The following is a 17,283-nucleotide window of genomic DNA, read 5'->3' on the forward strand; positions in this document are numbered from 1 at the left end:
CCTTTTCTCAAACCGAGACGTTGACATGACCCGGCCAGCCTTTCCCTTTCTCTCCCCGACTGTTCCGACGGTTTCCGAGGCCCTGCTGCAACAGGCGCGCGCCCTGCCGACGCCCCGCGTGGCGCTGGTCAACGCGGGATCGCCCACTGCCCTGATGGGCATTCAGGAAGCCGCGGCATCGGGTCTGGCCGACCCGGTCCTGATCGGCGACCCCGACAAGATCCGCGCCACGGCCGAAAGCATCGGCTTCGATATCGGCGGCATCCGTCTGGTCGATGCGCCTCATGCCGCCGCCGCGCACGAGGCTGCGCGTCTGGCGCGCGCCGGCGAGGTCGACGCGATCATGAAGGGGCAGATCCACTCTTCGACCTTCCTCAAGGGATTGCTGCCCGCCGCCGCCGGTCTGCGCGATCCGGATACGCGCTGCGCCCATGTCTTCCACGTCACGGCCACCGGTTCGGACCGTCCGCTGTTCGTGACGGACGCGGCGCTGAACGTGGACCCGAGCATCGAGACCAGAAAAGCCAGTCTGATCCACGCGATCCGGCTGGCGCAGAAGCTGGGCATTCCACGCCCCAACGCCGCCATCCTGTCGCCCAGCGAAGACCCGACGCCGTCGATCCAGAACACGATGGACGCGGCCGAAATCTCGGAATGGGCCAAATCCGCCATTCCCGACGCCGAGGTCGCGGGCCCCTTGGCGCTGGACCTGATCTTTTCCAAGGAGGCGGCGGCCATCAAGGGCGTCGAAACGCCTGTCGCGGGCGATGCGGACATCATCCTGACCCCGAACATCACCACCGGCAACGCCGTGGTCAAGCTCATGGTTCTGGGCATGGGCTGTTGCGCCGGCGGACTGGTCCTGGGCGCGAAGGTGCCGATCCTGCTGACCTCGCGCTCGCAGGGATCGGCGGCGCGGCTGGCCTCCGCCGCGCTCGGGGCGATTGCCGCCAGCGGGGAAACCTCATGATCCTCGTGGTCAATGCCGGGTCGTCCTCGATCAAGATCGAACTGTTCGGCCGCGATCTGACGCCGGTCCTGTCCGGTTCCGTCAGCGAAATCGGCGGTGACGCCCGGCTCAAGCTGGGTGACGGGAAAGGCCCGGTCGAAGCCCCGGATCACGCTGCCGCGCTGGACGCCCTGTTAAAGGGGCTGGATGCGCGCGGGCACCGCCTGTCTTCTTTCACGGCGGCCGGTCACCGGATCGTGCATGGCGGCGCGGACCTGACCGCGCCGGTCAGGTTGACGCCCGATATTCTGCAAAGGATCGACGCCTGCACGCCGCTGGCGCCGCTGCACAACCCGCACAACCTGACCGCCATCCGCGCCCTGGCGGAAAGGCTGCCCGATCTGCCCCAGTTCGGGTCCTTCGATACCGCCTTCCATGCAACGAACCCGCGGGTCGCGACCGAATATGCCCTGCCCGCGGATCTTCGCGCGCTGGGTCTGCGCCGCTATGGTTTCCACGGCCTCAGCTACGCCTCGATGGTCGAGCATTTCGGCGACGCCCTGCCGCACCGCCTGCTGGGGCTGCACCTGGGCAACGGGGCCAGCCTGTGCGCCATGATCGGCGGTCGCAGCGTGGCGTCCAGCATGGGCTATTCCCCGCTCGACGGTCTCACCATGGGCACCCGCTGCGGTGCGATCGACGGCATGGTCGTGCTGCGGCTTGCGGGCGAGCGCGGGATCTCGGAAACCGACCGGCTGCTCAACCGGCACAGCGGTCTGACCGGGCTTGCCGGGACCAACGACATGGCCGCGATCCTGGCGCGCGACGACGATGAGGCACGGTTTGCGGCCGAGCATTTCTGCTACTGGGCCGCGCGCCATGCCGGCAGCGCCGCGGTGGCGATGGGCGGGCTCGACGCCGTCGCCTTCACCGGCGGCATCGGCGAGAACGCGGTGCCCATCCGCGACAGGATCATGGAGCACCTGGCCTTCCTTGGCCCGGTTCCGGTGCATGTCGTGCCGGCGGACGAAGAGCGCCAGATCGCCCGCGACACCCTGCGCCTGCTGGAACGGGAACAACCGTCGCCGCATGAAACACTTGATTGACGGTCCGTTTTGACGAGGCTGTATTGGAACCGCCTGGGAGGAAGCACGTGACGCACCAGCCGAAGTTGGACCTGTCGCCCAAGGTCTCGGACGAGATCCGGCGCACCACCTGCTACATGTGCGCCTGCCGCTGCGGCATCAACGTCCACATGAAGGACGGCAAGGTCGCCTACATCGAAGGCAACCGCGATCATCCGGTGAACAAGGGCGTGCTTTGCGCCAAGGGTTCGGCGGGGATCATGCAGGTCAACGCGCCCTCGCGGCTGCGGGCGCCTCTGAAGCGGGTCGGGCCGCGCGGATCGGGCGAATTCCGCGAAATCAGCTGGGACGAGGCGATCAGCACGGCGGTCGGCTGGCTGAACGAGTTGCACGAAACCGCGCCGCACAAGCTGGCCTTTTTCACCGGCCGCGACCAGAGCCAGAGCTTCACCAGCTTCTGGGCGCAGAATTTCGGCACCCCGAACTATGCCGCGCATGGCGGTTTCTGCTCAGTCAACATGGCGGCGGCAGGCATCTACACCATGGGAGGAGCGTTCTGGGAATTCGGCCAGCCTGACTGGGACCGCACCAGGCTGTTCATGCTGTTCGGCGTGGCCGAGGACCACGACAGCAACCCGATCAAGATCGGCATCGGCAAGCTCAAGGCTCGCGGCGCGCGGGTGATCGGGGTCAATCCGGTGCGCTCGGGTTACAACGCCGTGGCCGACGACTGGGTCGGCATCACTCCGGGCACCGACGGGCTGTTCGTGCTGTCGCTGATCCACCTGCTGATGAAGGCGGGCCGGATCGACCTCGACTATCTCAGCCGCTACACCAACGCGCCGGTGCTGGTGAACGCCGCCGAAGGCCCGGATCAGGGTCTGCTCTTGCGCGACGAGAACGGCAAGGAGCTGGTGATCGACCGCGCAACCGGCAAGCCGGCACCATTCGATCAGCCCGGCGTGCGCCCCGACCTTTCGGCGACCTATAAGCGCGACGGCGTCGTCCACCGCCCCGTCTTTCACCACATGGCCGAGCGGTATCTATCGGACGAATACGCGCCCGAGGCGGTGGCCGGGCGCTGTGGCATCCCCGCCAAACGAATCCGCGCCATCGCCGCCGAACTGGCCCGCGTCGCCTTCGACGAGGCCTTCACGCTCGACCGGGAATGGACCGATTTCCGTGGCGAAACCCACAAGACCATGACGGGCCGCCCGGTCAGCTTTCACGCCATGCGCGGCATTTCGGCCCATGCCAACGGCTTCCAGACCTGCCGCGCCATCCACGTGCTGCAGATCCTGCTGGGCACGGTCGAGGTTCCGGGCGGCTTCCGCTTCAAGCCGCCTTATCCCAAACCGGTCAGCGCCCATCCCACTCCGCATGGGCACGGCCGTCCGGGCCGGCCGCTCGAAGGGCCGCATCTGGGCTTTCCGCGCGGGCCGCAGGACCTGCAGATCGATGACGAAGGCCGCGCCAAGCGCATCGACAAGGCCTTTACCTGGGAAAACCCGATGTCGGTGCATGGGCTGATGCACATGGTCATCTCGAACGCCCATGCCGGCGATCCCTACCGGATCGACACGCTGTTCATGTACATGGCCAACATGTCGTGGAACTCCACGATGAACACCAGCGGCGTGATGGAGATGCTGACCGCGCGCAACGACGACGGCCGGTACGTCATTCCGCGCATCATCTATTCCGACGCCTATTCGTCCGAGATGGTGGCCTATGCCGACCTGATCCTGCCCGACACCACCTATCTGGAGCGGCACGACTGCATCAGCCTGCTCGACCGCCCGATCTGCGAGGCGGATGCGGCGGCGGATGCGATCCGCTGGCCGGTGATCGAGCCCGATCGGGACGTGCGCGGCTTCCAGTCGGTGCTGATCGAACTGGCCAACCGGATGCAACTTCCGGGCTTCACCCGCTCGGACGGCAGCCCGAAGTGGAAGGACTATGCCGACTACATCGTCAACCACGAGCGCAGGCCGGGCATCGGGCCGCTGGCGGGATTCCGCGGCGAGAATGGCGATCTCGAGGGGCGCGGTCCGGTGAATCCCGACCAGCTGGACCGCTATATCGAGAATGGCGGCTTCTACGTCGCGCATATCCCCGAAGGCGCCGACTATTACAAACCCTGGAACAGCGCCTATCAGGACTGGGCCGTGGGCATGGGGCTCTATGACAGCCCGCAACCCTACCTGTTCCAGCTTTACGTCGAACCGATGCGCAGGTTCCAACTGGCCGCCGAGGGGCATGGCGACCGGCAGCCGCCCGACCACCTGCGCGCCCGCATCCGCGACAAGATGAATCCGCTGCCGATCTGGTACGAGACCGATCAGACCGGCAACGAAGGCTTTACCGTCAATGCGCTGACCCAGCGCCCGATGGCGATGTATCATTCCTGGGGCACCCAGAACGCCTGGCTGCGCCAGCTGCACGGGCGCAACCCGCTTTACGTGCCTACCAGGCTGATGCGCGAGCATGGGCTCGAGGAAGGCGACTGGGCCAAGGTCAGCTCGCCGCACGGGTCAATCACCGTGCCGGTGATGGAGATGGCGGCGCTGAACGACAATACCGTCTGGACCTGGAACGCCATCGGCAAGCGCAAGGGAGCCTGGGCCCTGACCGACGATGCACCCGAGGCGACCAAGGGATTTCTGCTGAACCACCTGATCCACGAGCTGCTGCCGCCCAGGGGCGACGGGTTGCGATGGGCCAATTCCGACCCGATCACCGGCCAGGCGGCCTGGTTCGATCTGAAGGTGAAGATCGAAAAGGCCGCGAACCCCGAGGAAGTGACCGAAAGCCAGCCTGCCTTCGGCCCGATCAAGTCGCCGGTCGGAACCGGCCCCAAAAACCTGGTCTGGAAGGTAGGCAAATGACCCAGCTCCCCCAATCCACCGAACGCAAGCTGGGGCTGGTGATCGACCTGGACACCTGCGTCGGCTGTCATGCCTGCGTGATCTCGTGCAAGGGCTGGAACACCGAGAATTACGGCGCGCCGCTTTCCGATCAGGACGCCTATGGCGCCGACCCGGCGGGCACCTTCCTGAACCGGGTGCATTCCTACGAGGTACAGCCCGAACAGGGTCACGCCCAGCTGGTCCACTTTCCCAAATCCTGCCTGCATTGCGAAGACGCGCCCTGCGTCACGGTTTGTCCGACCGGGGCCAGCTACAAGCGGGTCGAGGACGGGATCGTGCTGGTCAATGAAAGCGACTGCATCGGCTGCGGCCTCTGCGCCTGGGCCTGCCCCTACGGCGCGCGCGAGATGGACATGGCCGAGCGCGTGATGAAAAAGTGCACCCTCTGCATCGACCGCATCTACAACGAGAACCTGCCCGAGGTGGACCGCATACCGTCCTGCGTGCGCACCTGCCCGGCCGGGGCGCGGCATTTCGGCGATCTGGGCGACCCGGACAGCGACGTTTCGAAACTGGTCTCGGAACGCGGCGGCGTGGACCTGATGCCCGAAATGGGCACCAGGCCCGTCAACAAGTACCTGCCGCCTCGCCCCAGGGACAAGATGGAGGAGCAGGTGGACGTTCTTGCGCCGCTGCTGGCGCCGGTGGCTGAAGATGCAAAGGGCTTCATGGGCTGGCTCGACAAGATGTTGGAGAAGATCTGATGCATCCCGCACCTTCCGTCATCATCTTCACGACCCTGTCGGGTCTGGGATTTGGCCTGCTGTTCTTCCTGGGCCTCGGTTTTCCGGCGGTATCTGGCCTGGTCGCCTTTGTGTTCTTCGCAATCGCGTTCGGCCTGTCGGTCGCGGGGCTTGTGGCCTCGACCTTTCACCTTGGCCATCCCGAGCGGGCATGGAAAGCCTTCACGCAGTGGCGATCCAGCTGGCTGTCGCGCGAAGGCTGGTGCGCGGTCATCGCGCTGATCGTCATGGGGCTTTACGCCGTCGGGGCTGTGTTTCTCGGCCAGCATTGGCGGGTCGTGGGCGTGTTCGGGGCGCTGTTCTCGCTTGCCACCGTCTTCACCACGTCGATGATCTATACCCAGCTCAGGACCGTCCCGCGCTGGAACATGAAGCTGACCCCCGCCCTGTTCCTGTCCTTCAGCCTGGCAGGCGGCGCGCTTTTGGGCGGTCAGGTCAGGATCGCGCTGGTACTGCTGCTTGTCGCGGCGCTGGTGCAGCTGGCCTATTGGAAACAGGGGGACGGAGCATTGGCCGCTTCGGGAACCGATCTGGGAACCGCCACCGGCCTGGGATCACGCGGCGCAGTCCGCGCCTTCGAGCCGCCGCACACGGGAACCAACTACCTGTTGCGCGAATTCGTGCATGTGGTGGGACGCAAGCACGCGCAAAAACTGCGTGTGATCGCCTTTGCGCTGGCCTTTGTCCTGCCGATCGTCTTGCTGCTGCTGCCCTTCAACCACGTCTTTGGCCTGCTCGCGGTCCTGTCGCACCTGGCGGGCGTGGCCACGTCGCGCTGGCTGTTCTTTGCGCAGGCCGAACATGTCGTGGGGCTGTATTACGGCAAGCGCTGAAGCAGGCGGAGATCGCCGGGGGCGTTGCCCCCGGACCCCCAGAGTACTTGTGAAAAGATGAAGTGTTCGGGCTTTGCTCAGCGGCTTCGGATCACAGGATGCCCGCGTGCTTCATAGCGGCGTCGATGGCGGCCTTGGTGCCGTTCTCGAGGCCGGTCAGCGGCGAGCGCACCTCTTCGGTGCAGAGGCCCAGCTTGCTGAGCGCATATTTCGCGCCGACCAGGCCCGGCTCGATGAAGATCGCCTCGTGCAGCGGCATCAGGCGGTCCTGGTATTCGAGCGCCTTGGCGTAGTTTCCGTCGAGCGTCGCCTGCTGGAACTCGGCGCAGAGTTTCGGCGCGACGTTGGCGGTGACCGAGATGCAGCCGACGCCGCCATGCGCGTTGAAGCCCAGCGCCGAGGCGTCTTCGCCCGACAGCTGGCAGAACTCGGGTCCGCAGGTGGCGCGCTGCTCGCTGACGCGGGTGACGTCGCCGGTGGCGTCCTTGACGCCGACGATGCGGGGCAGTCTCGCAAGTTCGCCCATGGTTTCGGGGGTCATGTCCACCACGGAACGGCCCGGGATGTTGTAGATGATGATCGGAATGTCGGCGCAGTCGTGCAGCGCCGTGAAATGCGCCACCATGCCGCGCTGGGTCGGCTTGTTGTAATAGGGCGTCACGACCAGCGCCGCGTCGGCGCCGACCTTCTCCGCGAATTGCACGAAGCGAATCGCCTCGATCGTGTTGTTCGACCCGGCCCCGGCGATGACCGGTACGCGGCCCGCGGCGGCCTTGACCACCTCGGCCACGACGGTTTCGTGCTCTTCATGGGTGAGCGTCGGGCTTTCGCCGGTGGTCCCGACCGGGACCAGCCCGGTGGAGCCTTCGCCGATCTGCCATTCCACCAGTTGTTTCAGGGTTTCCAGGTCCAGCTCGCCGTTGCGGAACGGGGTGACGAGGGCTGGCATAGAGCCTTTGAACATGGAAAACGCTCCCTTGATGTCGACGTGACGGGAAATACCCGCCGATTTCGCACGCGGCCTGGATTGTGAGTTGATCCCGGCGGCGCACCGTATATCGTGAATGGCTGTATCCTCGGTTTGTTGGGAATTGCAAGGGATGACGCGCGTTCTGAACCCTCTTCTGGCCCTGATTCTGTGTTGCCTGGCCCTGTCCGTGCCTGCGCGCGCCGATACGGTCGACGATCTGCGCCTCGCCATGGCGGAAATGCGGGACGGCAACTGGAACGAGGCGCTGGACGCGGCCGGCCAGCGCGGCTCGGTGGCGCGCGACATCATCGTCTGGCACTGGCTGCGGCAGGGATTCGGAAGTTCCGGCGACGTGCTCGTGTTCCTGGCCCGGCGCCCGGACTGGCCCGGGCTGGAGTATTTGCGCAGGAAAGGCGAGCCCGCCTTCACCAATGCCGATCCCGACCGCGTGCTGCAATTCTACCGGGAAAACCCGCCCCAGACCGCCGAAGGCGCCCTGAACCACGCCGTTGCGCTGATGGCCAAGGGGATGCGCGGCGATGCCGAGGCCAACCTGGTCATGGCCTGGCGCACCATGCCGATGGGCAAAGGGTTGCAGAAGAACTATCTTGAGAATTTCTCGAAATTGCTGAAGCCCCATCACGAGGCGCGGCTGGACCGCATGTTGTGGGACGGGCACCTGGTCAGCGCGAAACAGATGCTGCCGCTGGTGGGCGAGGATCAGCGCAAGCTGGCGCAGGCGCGGATCGATCTGCGTGACATGGCCCCGGGCGTGGATGCGCGCATCGCGGCGGTGCCGAAATCCCTGATCGATTCTCCGGGCCTTGCGTTCGAAAGGTTCATGTGGCGCGACCGCAAGGAACTGGACGACAGCGCCATCGAACTGATGCTGCAGCGTTCCACCGGGCCGGAAGCCTTGGGCGAACCCTCGAAATGGGCCGAAGGCCGCCGCAGGCTGGCGCGACTGAAAATGCGCGAAGGCGAACCGGCCACTGCTTACAAGATCGCGGCCCAGCACTTCATGACGTCCGACGCAGGCTATTCCTATGCCGATCTGGAATGGCTCGCTGGGTTCCTCGCGCTGCGGAAACTGAATGATCCGGCGACGGCCGCCCGTCATTTCGAACGGTTCTCGGAGGCGGTGCAGTCGCCGATATCGAAGGGACGCGCCGGTTACTGGCTGGGCCGCGCCTATGCCGAGCTTGGCGATGCGGAAAAGGCGCACGAAGCCTATGCGATGGGGGCCGAGCATCAGACCTCGTTCTACGGTCTTCTGGCCGCCGAACGGATCGGCCGCCCGTTCGATCCCGAGCTTGCCAGCCCCACTCCCGCACCGGGCTGGCGCGAGGCCCCGTTCGCCGATTCAAGCGTTCTCGAAGCCGGGCTGCTGCTGCTGAAGGCCGGGGAACGGGATCTGGCCGAGCGTTTTCTGACTCACCTGGTCGAGGGGCTTGACCAGAAACAGGCGCTGCAACTGGGAGACATGGCGCTGGACATGGACGAACCGCATCTGGCGGTGATGATCGCCAAGCGGGCGGCGGAGGCGGGTGTCGTGTTGCCGGCCGCCTATTACCCGCTGCACCCTGTGGCCGATCTGGGACTGCCGATGGCCCAGGAGATGACGCTGGCCATCGCCCGCCGCGAAAGCGAGTTCGACCCGATCGTGGTCAGCGGCGCCGGGGCGCTGGGTTTGATGCAGGTCATGCCGGCGACGGCCAAATACGTGGCCAAGGACATGGGCATCCTCAGCAAGCACAAGACCACGCGGCTGACTTCGGACTGGAAGTACAACGCCACGCTGGGCGCGCACTACCTTGCCGGGCTCGCCGCCGATCTCGACGGCAACGTCGTCATGATGGCCGCCGGGTACAACGCCGGGCCGGGGCGGCCGATCTCGTGGATGAAACGTTTCGGCGATCCCCGGACCGGAGAGGTGGACGTGATCGACTGGATCGAGCACATCCCGTTCAACGAGACCCAGAATTACGTCATGCGGGTTGCCGAAAGCCTGCCGGTCTACCGCGCACGGCTGGGCAGGCCGGCACTGCCGATTCCGTTTTCGCAGGAACTGATCGGCTCAACGCTGCTTTCGTTCGCGCCATAGGGTGAACAGGCCGGCCGAGACGATCAGCGCGGTGCCTACCACCACCGCGGTCCGCAGTTCCTCGTCAAAGACCGTGATGGCCAGGATCGCGGCCCACATCAGGTGGAAATAGGCGAAGGGCTGTACCGCGCTGGCATCGGCCATTTCATAACATTTGATCAGCAGCCAATGCCCGCCGGCGCCGGTCACGCAAAGCAGCGCCATCCAGCCCCAGTCGCGGCTGGCCATCGGCTCCCAGAACCAGATGCCGACCGCGGTCATGCCGACCGCTCCGGCCACTCCGGTCCAGAAAAAGCTGGTCGTCGTGCTGTCGCGCCGCGCCGCATAGCGCGTAAGCAGTGCGTAGAGCGCGAACATGAAGGCCGAAATCAGCGGGATGATGGCCCAAGGGTTGAACACGCCCATGCCCGGCTGGAGGATGATGAGAACGCCGATACAGCCGACCCCGATCGCGGACCAACGCCGCCAGCCGACGCTTTCGCCCAGGACCGGGCCGCTCAGCGCCGCCACCATCAGCGGATAGCAGATGAAGACCGCCTGGCTTTCGATCAGGCCCAGCACGGTGAAGCCGAAGACGGCGACGCAGATCTCGGCCGCCAGCAGCAGACCGCGGAAGATCTGCAGCCCCGGCTGGCTCGTGCGCGCGGCGACCGCCAACCCGCCAGTGGACCGCGCCGCCAGCACGATGACGAATGCGGCGAAGAACCAATAGCGGATCATCACCACCATGTAGGTGTTGTAGGTGCCCGCCAGATGGCGCGAGATGCCGTCCTGCAGGGCGAAGACGATGGTCGCGCCGATCATCAGGGCGATGCCGGCCGGGATGTTGTTCTTTTGCGTCACGCTTTGATGGCCCGTGTCATGTGTCTTTTGCGGCCATAGCCGGGAGTGCGGGTGACGGTAAAGCCCGCCTCTTCCAACCCCCTGCGGACGAACCCCGCCGCAGTATAGGTGGCCGCGGTTCCGCCCGAGCTGGTGTGGTTTGCGACCTCGCGCATCAGGCCCGGCTCCCAAAGCTCGGGGTTCTTGGCCGGTGAAAACCCGTCGAGAAACCAGGCATCGGCCTGCCCCGGCCAGTCCGGCAGCGTGTCGCGTGCGTCGCCCCCGATCACCTGCAGCCGCAAGGAGCCAAGGTCGCATTGCCCGCCCCGCCAGACCGCAAGGAACCTTTCGGTCCAAGGCATCAGTTCCGGAAAGGCCGCAAGCGCGCGCGCCATCTCGTCCGGCGACATCGAGAATGCTTCGAAACTGGTGAAGCCAAGCGGCCCGTCCTGCCCGGATTTCTCCCATTCGGACCAGGCGGTCAGCATGTTCAGACCGGTGCCGAATCCCAGCTCGGCGATACGAAAGCCCGGGGCAAAGCGCGCCGGCAGATCATTGCCCGCCAGAAACACGTGCCGGGTCTCTTCCAGCCCGCTCTGGAGCGAGAAATAAGGATCGTCGAACTGCGCGGACACGGGAACCGCGCCTTCGGTCCAAGAGAGTTTGGCGCGCTGGTCTGGCATCGGGAATTCCTGTAGCTAGGCGGCGCGACACTGAACAAGGAACAGGGGAATGGCAATGGCCGATGTGACGGTGCGCGGCGCAGGCATTTTCGGCCTGTCGATCGCCTGGATCTGCGCCCGGCGCGGCGCAAAGGTGCGCGTGATCGACCCCTTCGGTCCCGGCGCGGGATCCAGCGGCGGGCTGGTCGGCGCGCTGGCGCCGCATGTGCCCGAAAACTGGAACGCCAAGAAGGCCTTCCAGTTCGAGAGCCTGATCATGGCCGAACCTTTCTGGACCCAAGTCGAGGCGACAGGCGGCGTTTCTTCGGGCTACGGCCGCCTTGGCCGTCTGCAGCCGATCGCGGACGCGCGCATGCTGGATCTGGCGCGCCAGCGAGAGGTTGCGGCGCGCGACCTGTGGCAGGGCCGGGCAGAATGGCGCGTCGTGCCTCTGGCCGAGATCGGCGCCTGGTGCCCCCCCAGCCAGACGGGGTTCGTCGTTCGTGACACCCTGAGCGCCCGGATGCACCCGCGCCGGGCCTGTGCGGCGCTGGTGGCCGCCCTGGCGGTGATGGGCGTCGAGGTGGTGCCCGAGGCCGACGACGCCGGCCATGTGATCCACGCCACCGGCGTCGCGGGGCTGTTGGAGCTGAGCCGCGTCCTGGACCGGAACGTGGGCGGCGGCGTAAAAGGACAGGCCGCCCTGCTGCGCTTCGATGCCGGGACGGCGCCGCAGATCTTTGCGGATGCGGTCCACATCGTCCCGCACGCGGACGGCACGCTGGCCATCGGTTCGACCTCGGAACGGGACTATGACGACCCCAAGAGCACCGATGCCGCCCTGGACGACGTGATCGATACGGCGATGCGCGCGCTGCCGGTGCTGCACGGAGCCGAGGTGATCGAACGCTGGGCCGGGCTGCGCCCGCGGGCGAAAAGCCGCGCGCCGATGCTTGGCGAGCACCCGCTGCACCCCGGGCAGTTCATCGCCAATGGCGGCTTCAAGATCGGCTTCGGCATGGCGCCGAAAGTGGCCGAGGTGATGGCCGATCTGGTGCTGGACGGCCGCGACAACATCCCCGCGGATTTCCGCCCCGAAGCGTCACTCTGATCGCGGCAGGGCGGCGGCGCGCATGCACTCGCGCCCGTCCGGCCCGCGCACCCACAGATCGCCGTCCTTCCGGCACAGGGTCGCGGTTTCGAAATGCATCAGCGGCGACGAGGCGCGAAAGGAAAACTCGGACAAGGGGCCCATCAACTCTTCCGCCAGCAGCATCAGGTGCTGGGCCAGGAGCGGGCCGTGCACGACCAGCCCCGCATAGCCTTCGACGTCGCGGGCATAGTCCAGATCGTAATGGATCCGGTGGCCGTTGAAGGTCAGCGCCGAATAGCGGAACAGAAACGTCGAATCGAACGCGACCTCGCGCCGCTCGGTCTCGTCCGTGCGCGCTTTCGGCGGCTGCGGGCGTGGTGCGTCGGCAGACGGATCCTCGCGATAGACGAGGTCCTGCCACTCGGTCAGGCACAGCCGGCCATCCTGCCAGATCTCATGCCTGAGGGTGACGAACCCCAGCGGGCCGGTGCGCCCGGCCTTGGAGGCGGCGCTTTCCAGTTCCGAGCGTTTCTCGGCCGGCGCGCCGGCCCGCAGGGCATCGGCAAAGCGCAGTCGCCCGCCGGCCCACATCCGGCGCGGCAGTCCGAGATCGGGGATCAGGCCGCCACCCACCTTGGGATGACCGTCCCGTCCCAGCCCCTGCGGCGGGCGCGGCCACCAGAAGTAGAGCTGATGGAAGAAGGGCGGCAGAACCGAACCGTCGGCGATCGTCGCCTCCTGCCCCATGGCCACCTGGAAGGCCGCGGCGCGGGCCGGGTCCATCACGTCGCTCTGGATCTCGCGGGTCGTTTCGTCGTTCATGGCGGCGACTGTACGCATCCCCTCGCGCCGGAACAAGCCGCAGCTTCAGATCAGAATCCCGCCTCGGCGCGAAGCTTCTGCATCAGGATCCGGACGGTTTTCTCGTACTGTTCGCTGGTCAGCCTGCCCTGTTCGTCGAATTCGTTCGAACTGTCGGCCAGGTGGACTTCCGGCCCCTGCAGGATGCGCGTCCGGAACGGCACCATGAAGGCGCGCAGGATCATCTGCGCCCTTTCCCCGCCGGCGCGGCCCGCGGCGGCGGACATCACGGCCACCGGCTTGTCCGTCCAGGGCTTGCCTTCGGTGCGGCTGACCCAGTCCAGCGCGTTCTTCAGAACGCCCGGCGGTCCCTTGTTGTATTCCGGAGTCGAGATGATCACCGCATCGGCCCCGTCGATCTGGTCGGCCAGTTTCTGGACCGAGGCGGGAATGCCGTCCGCGTCCTCGTCGTCGCGGTCGTAGAGCGGCAGGTTCAGATCGGCCTCGACGTACTCGCAGGGCCCGAACAGCCGCGCCGCCTCGCGCAGGAGTTTGCGGTTGGTCGCATCGCGGCGCAGCGAACCGGACAAGCCCACAAGGATCGGGTCGGACATGACGTGAAACCTCCGAGATTTGGTCCCTGCTTGACATAGCCCCCGACGGGCTGCAACCCAAACGCCGTCAGCGCGCAGTTACTGTGCGAAACGAAATGAGGCCGCCAGAGGCGGCCCCGAGGTCATAATGGATTGGCCTGCGATCAGGCGTTGCCGCTGGGGACCACGACGATCTCGACCCGGCGGTTCTGCTGCTTGCCGGCGGGCGTCAGGTTCGAGGCGACCGGGTTGTTCTCGCCCTGGCCAATCGTGGTGATCCGGGCATAGCTCACGCCGCCCGCCTGCAGGATGTCGGCCACCGCATTGGCGCGGCGCTCGGACAGGCCCTGGTTGTAGGCGGCGTCGCCGTCGCTGTCGGTATGGCCGATGATCTGCACGTTCGAATTGGGATAGCGCACCAGGTTCTGCGCGACCTTCTGCAGATCGGACCGCAGCGCCGGACGGACGGAATAGCTGTCGGTGTCGAACGTGATGTCGTTTGGCACCGAAACGATCAGCCGGTCACCGGTGTTGGTGATGGTGATGCCGTCATTGGCCAGTTGCTGGCGCAGTTCGGCCGCCTGCTTGTCCAGCTGGTTTCCGATCGCGCCGCCCGCGGCCGCGCCGATCGCAGCCCCAGCCAGCGCGCCGAGACCCGGATCCGAATTGTTGGCAAGCGCGCCGACACCGGCGCCGACAAGCCCGCCGATCAGCGCGCCCTGCTTGGTTTTCTGGTTCGGGTCGGTCTGCACACCCAACGTTCCCGGATCGGTACAGGCACTCAGGGCCACGGCCGAGCACAGTCCCGCCGCCAGGGCGAATTTCGTCATCTTCATTGAATCACCTTCTGCTCAGTTACCCGTTCTCGGGTTTTGTGTCGTTCACCACAGTATAACACGGCAGGCAAGATCGGGCTCAAGCAACAAAGCGGTGAGATCGGCGATTCCCCGCCAAGCCAAACGGTTTTTCAGCGTGTCACTTGCCTGAAAGAGCATCCGACTGCGCGGCCTCGAAGGCAAGCATGGCGCGCTTGACCGGCAGGCCCCAGTGATATCCGCCCAAGCCGCCCGACTTGCGCAGCGCGCGGTGGCAGGGGATCAGCCAGCTTATCGGGTTGCGCCCGACCGCCGTGCCGACGGCCCGCACCGCCTGCGGCGCGCCGACCGTCTGGGCGATCTCGGAATAGGTCGTGACATGGCCCGTGGGGATGCGCAGCAATGCCTCCCAGACCTTGATCTGCAGGGGCGCGCCGATGAGGTAGAGCGGCGTCGGCTCCAACCGATCGCTCGAGGCGCCAAAGGCACTGAGAACCCAGGGGCGCAGGCGCATCGGGTCTTCGATGTAATCCGCCTTGGGCCAGCGCGACACCAAGTCCTCCATCGCGGCCGCTTCGCCGGTTTCCGAGGCGAAGCCGATGCCGCAGATTCCCTTGTCGGTTCCCATCACGAGGGCCGGGCCGAAGGGGCTTTCGAACCAGCCCCAGTAGATCCGCAGGCCGTCGCCCCTGCGGGCGTATTCGCCGGGGCTCATCGCCTCCCAGCGAAGAAACAGATCGTGCAGGCGGCCGCTGCCGGACAGGCCGACGCCATGCGCCGTCTCGAGCGTGGTGAAACGCTCGTGCAGCAGCGCCTTGGCGTGACCAAGCGTCAGATATTGCTGGTATTTCTTGGGGGAAACGCCGGTCCAGCGCGAGAACAGGCGCTGGAAATGCGCGGGGCTCATGTCCATGCGGCGGGCCAGTTCCTCGAGCGGCAGGGCCTCGCCGCCCTGGTCGATCAGGTCGATGGCGCGGCGCATGACGCCGTAGTGATAGCTGTTATCCGTGGTCTGGACGTTCATGGCTCACCTCTTTTCCGACATCCACACTAAACCCGTTTCGAGCCCCTCGCGACCCGGAACCTGCTGAATTGTACGTGTCGCCGGACCCCCGTCTTCCGTTTTGTACAGCCTGCCGGAACCCGTTCTTTGGGCTTGTGCGGGGCCGTGCCGGTCGGCATTAAGGCGCGGATGGCAAAGCAACTCGACTATCACACGATCCGCGAGATCTTCACCCGCTTCCAGGCCCATGACCCCGAACCCAAGGGCGAGCTGGAGCATGTGAACGCCTATACGCTGGTCGTCGCCGTGGCGCTGTCGGCGCAGGCGACCGATGCCGGCGTCAACAAGGCCACCCGCGCGCTGTTCCGGATCGCGGACACGCCGCAGAAGATGCTGGATCTCGGCGAAGAGGCGTTGACCGAGCACATCAAGACCATCGGCCTGTTCCGCCAGAAGGCCAAGAACGTGATCAAGCTGAGCCGCATCCTGGTCGAGGATTACGGCGGCGAGGTGCCCAATTCCCGCGCGGCGCTGCAATCGCTGCCGGGGGTCGGGCGCAAGACCGCCAACGTGGTGCTGAACATGTGGTGGCGGCATCCGGCGCAGGCGGTGGATACCCACATCTTCCGCGTCGGCAACCGCACCGGCATCTGCCCCGGCAAGGACGTGGACGCGGTCGAGCGCGCCATCGAGGACAACGTGCCCGTCGAGTTCCACCTGCACGCCCATCACTGGCTGATCCTGCACGGCCGCTATCACTGCAAGGCGCGCAAGCCCATGTGCGGCACCTGCATCATCCGCGACCTGTGCCAATACGAGGACAAGAACCTATGAAGACCTACCAGCTTGTCGGCATCGGCAATGCCGTCGTCGATGTCATCAGCACCTGCGACGACGATTTCCTCGAGATGATGGACATCGAGAAGGGCATCATGCAGCTGATCGAGCGCGAGCGCGCCGAACTGCTTTACGGCTCGATGCGCAACCGGGTGCAGACGCCGGGCGGGTCGGTGGCCAACACCATCGCAGGCGCGGGCGCGCTGGGGCTGGACGCGGCCTTCATCGGGCGGGTGCATGACGACCGGCTGGGGCATTTCTACGCCGACGCGATGAACGAGGACGGGGTGGATTTCGTCAACCCGCCGGTGGCGGGGGGCGAGCTGCCGACCTCGCGCTCGATGATCTTCGTGTCGCCGGACGGCGAGCGGTCGATGAACACCTACCTGGGCATCTCGTCGGAACTGAGTTCGGTGGACGTGCCGAAAGAGGTGGCGGGCAACAGCCAGATCATGTTCCTGGAAGGCTACCTGTTCGACAAGGACAAGGGCAAATCGGCCTTCCTGGAGGCGGCGCGCGACTGCCGCGAGGGCGGCGGCAAGACCGGCATCGCCATTTCCGACCCGTTCTGCGTGGAACGGCACCGGGCCGATTTCCTGTCGCTGATCGAGAACGAGCTGGATTTCGTGATCGGCAACGAGGCCGAGATCCGCTCGCTGTTCCAGACAGAAGACCTGGAGGAGGCGCTGCGGCGCACGGCGGCGATCTGCCCGCTGGTGGTCTGCACCCGCTCGGGCGACGGGGTGACGGTGCTGAACGGCGAAGGCCGCGTCGACGTGCCGGTGGAAAAGGTGGTGCCGGTGGACGCCACCGGCGCCGGCGACCAGTTCGCCGCCGGCTTCCTGTTCGGCATGGCCACGGGCCGCGACCTGGAAACCTGCGCCCGCATCGGCAACGCCTGCGCGCGGGAGGTGATCGGGCACCTTGGGCCGCGGCCGGAGGTCAATATGTTGGAGGTGTTGAGGGAGGAAGGGTTGGTTTGAGGAACCGCACCAAGCGCTTCTCTATGTAGCGTCAAATTTTCGCCCGATTGCAACAATACC

16 protein-coding genes are annotated in these 17,283 nt (G+C 66.1%); 9 read left to right on the forward strand and 7 right to left on the reverse strand.

Translation table 11 applies throughout. The annotated features are described in order from the left end of the window. Nucleotides 1-25 precede the first annotated feature (25 nt). Genes FGK63_RS11825 through FGK63_RS11845 form a run of 5 tightly spaced genes read left to right on the forward strand, consistent with a single transcriptional unit; the run spans nucleotide 26 to nucleotide 6,540 of the window. Nucleotides 26-970 (forward strand): phosphate acyltransferase, encoded by a 945-nt coding sequence (locus tag FGK63_RS11825; RefSeq protein WP_138842457.1) that lies wholly within the window; start codon nucleotides 26-28, stop codon nucleotides 968-970. Continuing rightward, complete coding sequence (locus FGK63_RS11830; protein ID WP_138842459.1) at nucleotides 967-2,055, forward strand: acetate/propionate family kinase; 1,089 nt, start codon at nucleotides 967-969, stop codon at nucleotides 2,053-2,055. Before FGK63_RS11825 ends, FGK63_RS11830 begins: the two co-directional genes overlap by 4 nt. Nucleotides 2,056-2,102: 47 nt before the next feature. After that, nucleotides 2,103-4,922, forward strand: coding sequence for a molybdopterin oxidoreductase family protein (locus FGK63_RS11835; protein ID WP_138842461.1), 2,820 nt, complete (start codon nucleotides 2,103-2,105; stop codon nucleotides 4,920-4,922). Beyond that, entirely contained in the window at nucleotides 4,919-5,668 is a 750-nt protein-coding gene (locus tag FGK63_RS11840; RefSeq protein WP_138842463.1) for a 4Fe-4S dicluster domain-containing protein, read from the forward strand. Before FGK63_RS11835 ends, FGK63_RS11840 begins: the two co-directional genes overlap by 4 nt. Next, nucleotides 5,668-6,540 (forward strand): dimethyl sulfoxide reductase anchor subunit family protein, encoded by an 873-nt coding sequence (locus tag FGK63_RS11845; protein WP_138842465.1) that lies wholly within the window; start codon nucleotides 5,668-5,670, stop codon nucleotides 6,538-6,540. The genes FGK63_RS11840 and FGK63_RS11845 overlap by 1 nt, the downstream gene beginning before the upstream one ends. A 91-nt stretch (nucleotides 6,541-6,631) precedes the next feature. Here FGK63_RS11845 and dapA read toward each other — a convergent pair whose 3' ends face one another. Further along, entirely contained in the window at nucleotides 6,632-7,504 is an 873-nt protein-coding gene (gene dapA / locus FGK63_RS11850) for a 4-hydroxy-tetrahydrodipicolinate synthase (protein WP_138842467.1), read from the reverse strand. 136 nt (nucleotides 7,505-7,640) lie between these two features. Between dapA and FGK63_RS11855 the strand changes: the two genes are divergently transcribed. Continuing rightward, complete coding sequence (locus FGK63_RS11855) at nucleotides 7,641-9,614, forward strand: lytic transglycosylase domain-containing protein (protein WP_138842470.1); 1,974 nt, start codon at nucleotides 7,641-7,643, stop codon at nucleotides 9,612-9,614. Here the strand turns inward: FGK63_RS11855 and FGK63_RS11860 are convergent. Both FGK63_RS11860 and mnmC2 read right to left on the reverse strand, forming a co-directional pair. Then, complete coding sequence (locus tag FGK63_RS11860) at nucleotides 9,588-10,418, reverse strand: DMT family transporter (RefSeq protein WP_138843333.1); 831 nt, start codon at nucleotides 10,416-10,418, stop codon at nucleotides 9,588-9,590. The two genes, FGK63_RS11855 and FGK63_RS11860, sit on opposite strands and share 27 nt — an antisense overlap. A 35-nt stretch (nucleotides 10,419-10,453) precedes the next feature. After that, nucleotides 10,454-11,119, reverse strand: coding sequence for a tRNA (5-methylaminomethyl-2-thiouridine)(34)-methyltransferase MnmC2 (gene mnmC2, locus FGK63_RS11865; protein WP_138842472.1), 666 nt, complete (start codon nucleotides 11,117-11,119; stop codon nucleotides 10,454-10,456). 49 nt (nucleotides 11,120-11,168) lie between these two features. On the opposite strand from mnmC2, the gene FGK63_RS11870 reads away from it, so the two are divergent. Beyond that, nucleotides 11,169-12,209 carry an NAD(P)/FAD-dependent oxidoreductase gene (locus tag FGK63_RS11870; protein WP_138842474.1) on the forward strand — a complete coding sequence of 347 codons (1,041 nt, stop codon included), beginning with the start codon at nucleotides 11,169-11,171 and terminating at the stop codon, nucleotides 12,207-12,209. Here FGK63_RS11870 and FGK63_RS11875 read toward each other — a convergent pair. The 4 genes from FGK63_RS11875 to FGK63_RS11890 form a co-directional block, all read right to left on the reverse strand. Further along, a complete protein-coding gene (locus tag FGK63_RS11875) occupies nucleotides 12,201-13,031 on the reverse strand; it encodes an HTD2 family dehydratase (RefSeq protein ID WP_246044017.1) in 831 nt (276 codons plus the stop codon). The genes FGK63_RS11870 and FGK63_RS11875 overlap by 9 nt on opposite strands. 32 nt (nucleotides 13,032-13,063) lie before the next feature. After that, nucleotides 13,064-13,606 carry an NADPH-dependent FMN reductase gene (locus FGK63_RS11880; RefSeq protein ID WP_138842476.1) on the reverse strand — a complete coding sequence of 181 codons (543 nt, stop codon included), beginning with the start codon at nucleotides 13,604-13,606 and terminating at the stop codon, nucleotides 13,064-13,066. 143 nt (nucleotides 13,607-13,749) lie between these two features. Further along, nucleotides 13,750-14,421: a YiaD family glycine zipper/OmpA-like lipoprotein gene (locus tag FGK63_RS11885; RefSeq protein ID WP_138842478.1), complete on the reverse strand. Its 672-nt coding sequence runs from the start codon at nucleotides 14,419-14,421 to the stop codon at nucleotides 13,750-13,752. A gap of 139 nt (nucleotides 14,422-14,560) precedes the next feature. Beyond that, nucleotides 14,561-15,424 carry a methylated-DNA--[protein]-cysteine S-methyltransferase gene (locus FGK63_RS11890; protein WP_138842479.1) on the reverse strand — a complete coding sequence of 288 codons (864 nt, stop codon included), beginning with the start codon at nucleotides 15,422-15,424 and terminating at the stop codon, nucleotides 14,561-14,563. 168 nt (nucleotides 15,425-15,592) lie between these two features. Between FGK63_RS11890 and nth the strand changes: the two genes are divergently transcribed. Then, on the forward strand, nucleotides 15,593-16,237 hold the full coding sequence (nth, locus tag FGK63_RS11895) for an endonuclease III (RefSeq protein ID WP_138842481.1): 645 nt from the start codon (nucleotides 15,593-15,595) through the stop codon (nucleotides 16,235-16,237). After that, nucleotides 16,234-17,223: an adenosine kinase gene (locus FGK63_RS11900; protein ID WP_138842483.1), complete on the forward strand. Its 990-nt coding sequence runs from the start codon at nucleotides 16,234-16,236 to the stop codon at nucleotides 17,221-17,223. The genes nth and FGK63_RS11900 overlap by 4 nt, the downstream gene beginning before the upstream one ends. Nucleotides 17,224-17,283 lie beyond the last annotated feature (60 nt).

It is taken from the genome of Ruegeria sediminis (assembly GCF_005938215.1).
In the GTDB taxonomy this organism is placed as follows: domain Bacteria; phylum Pseudomonadota; class Alphaproteobacteria; order Rhodobacterales; family Rhodobacteraceae; genus Ruegeria; species Ruegeria sediminis.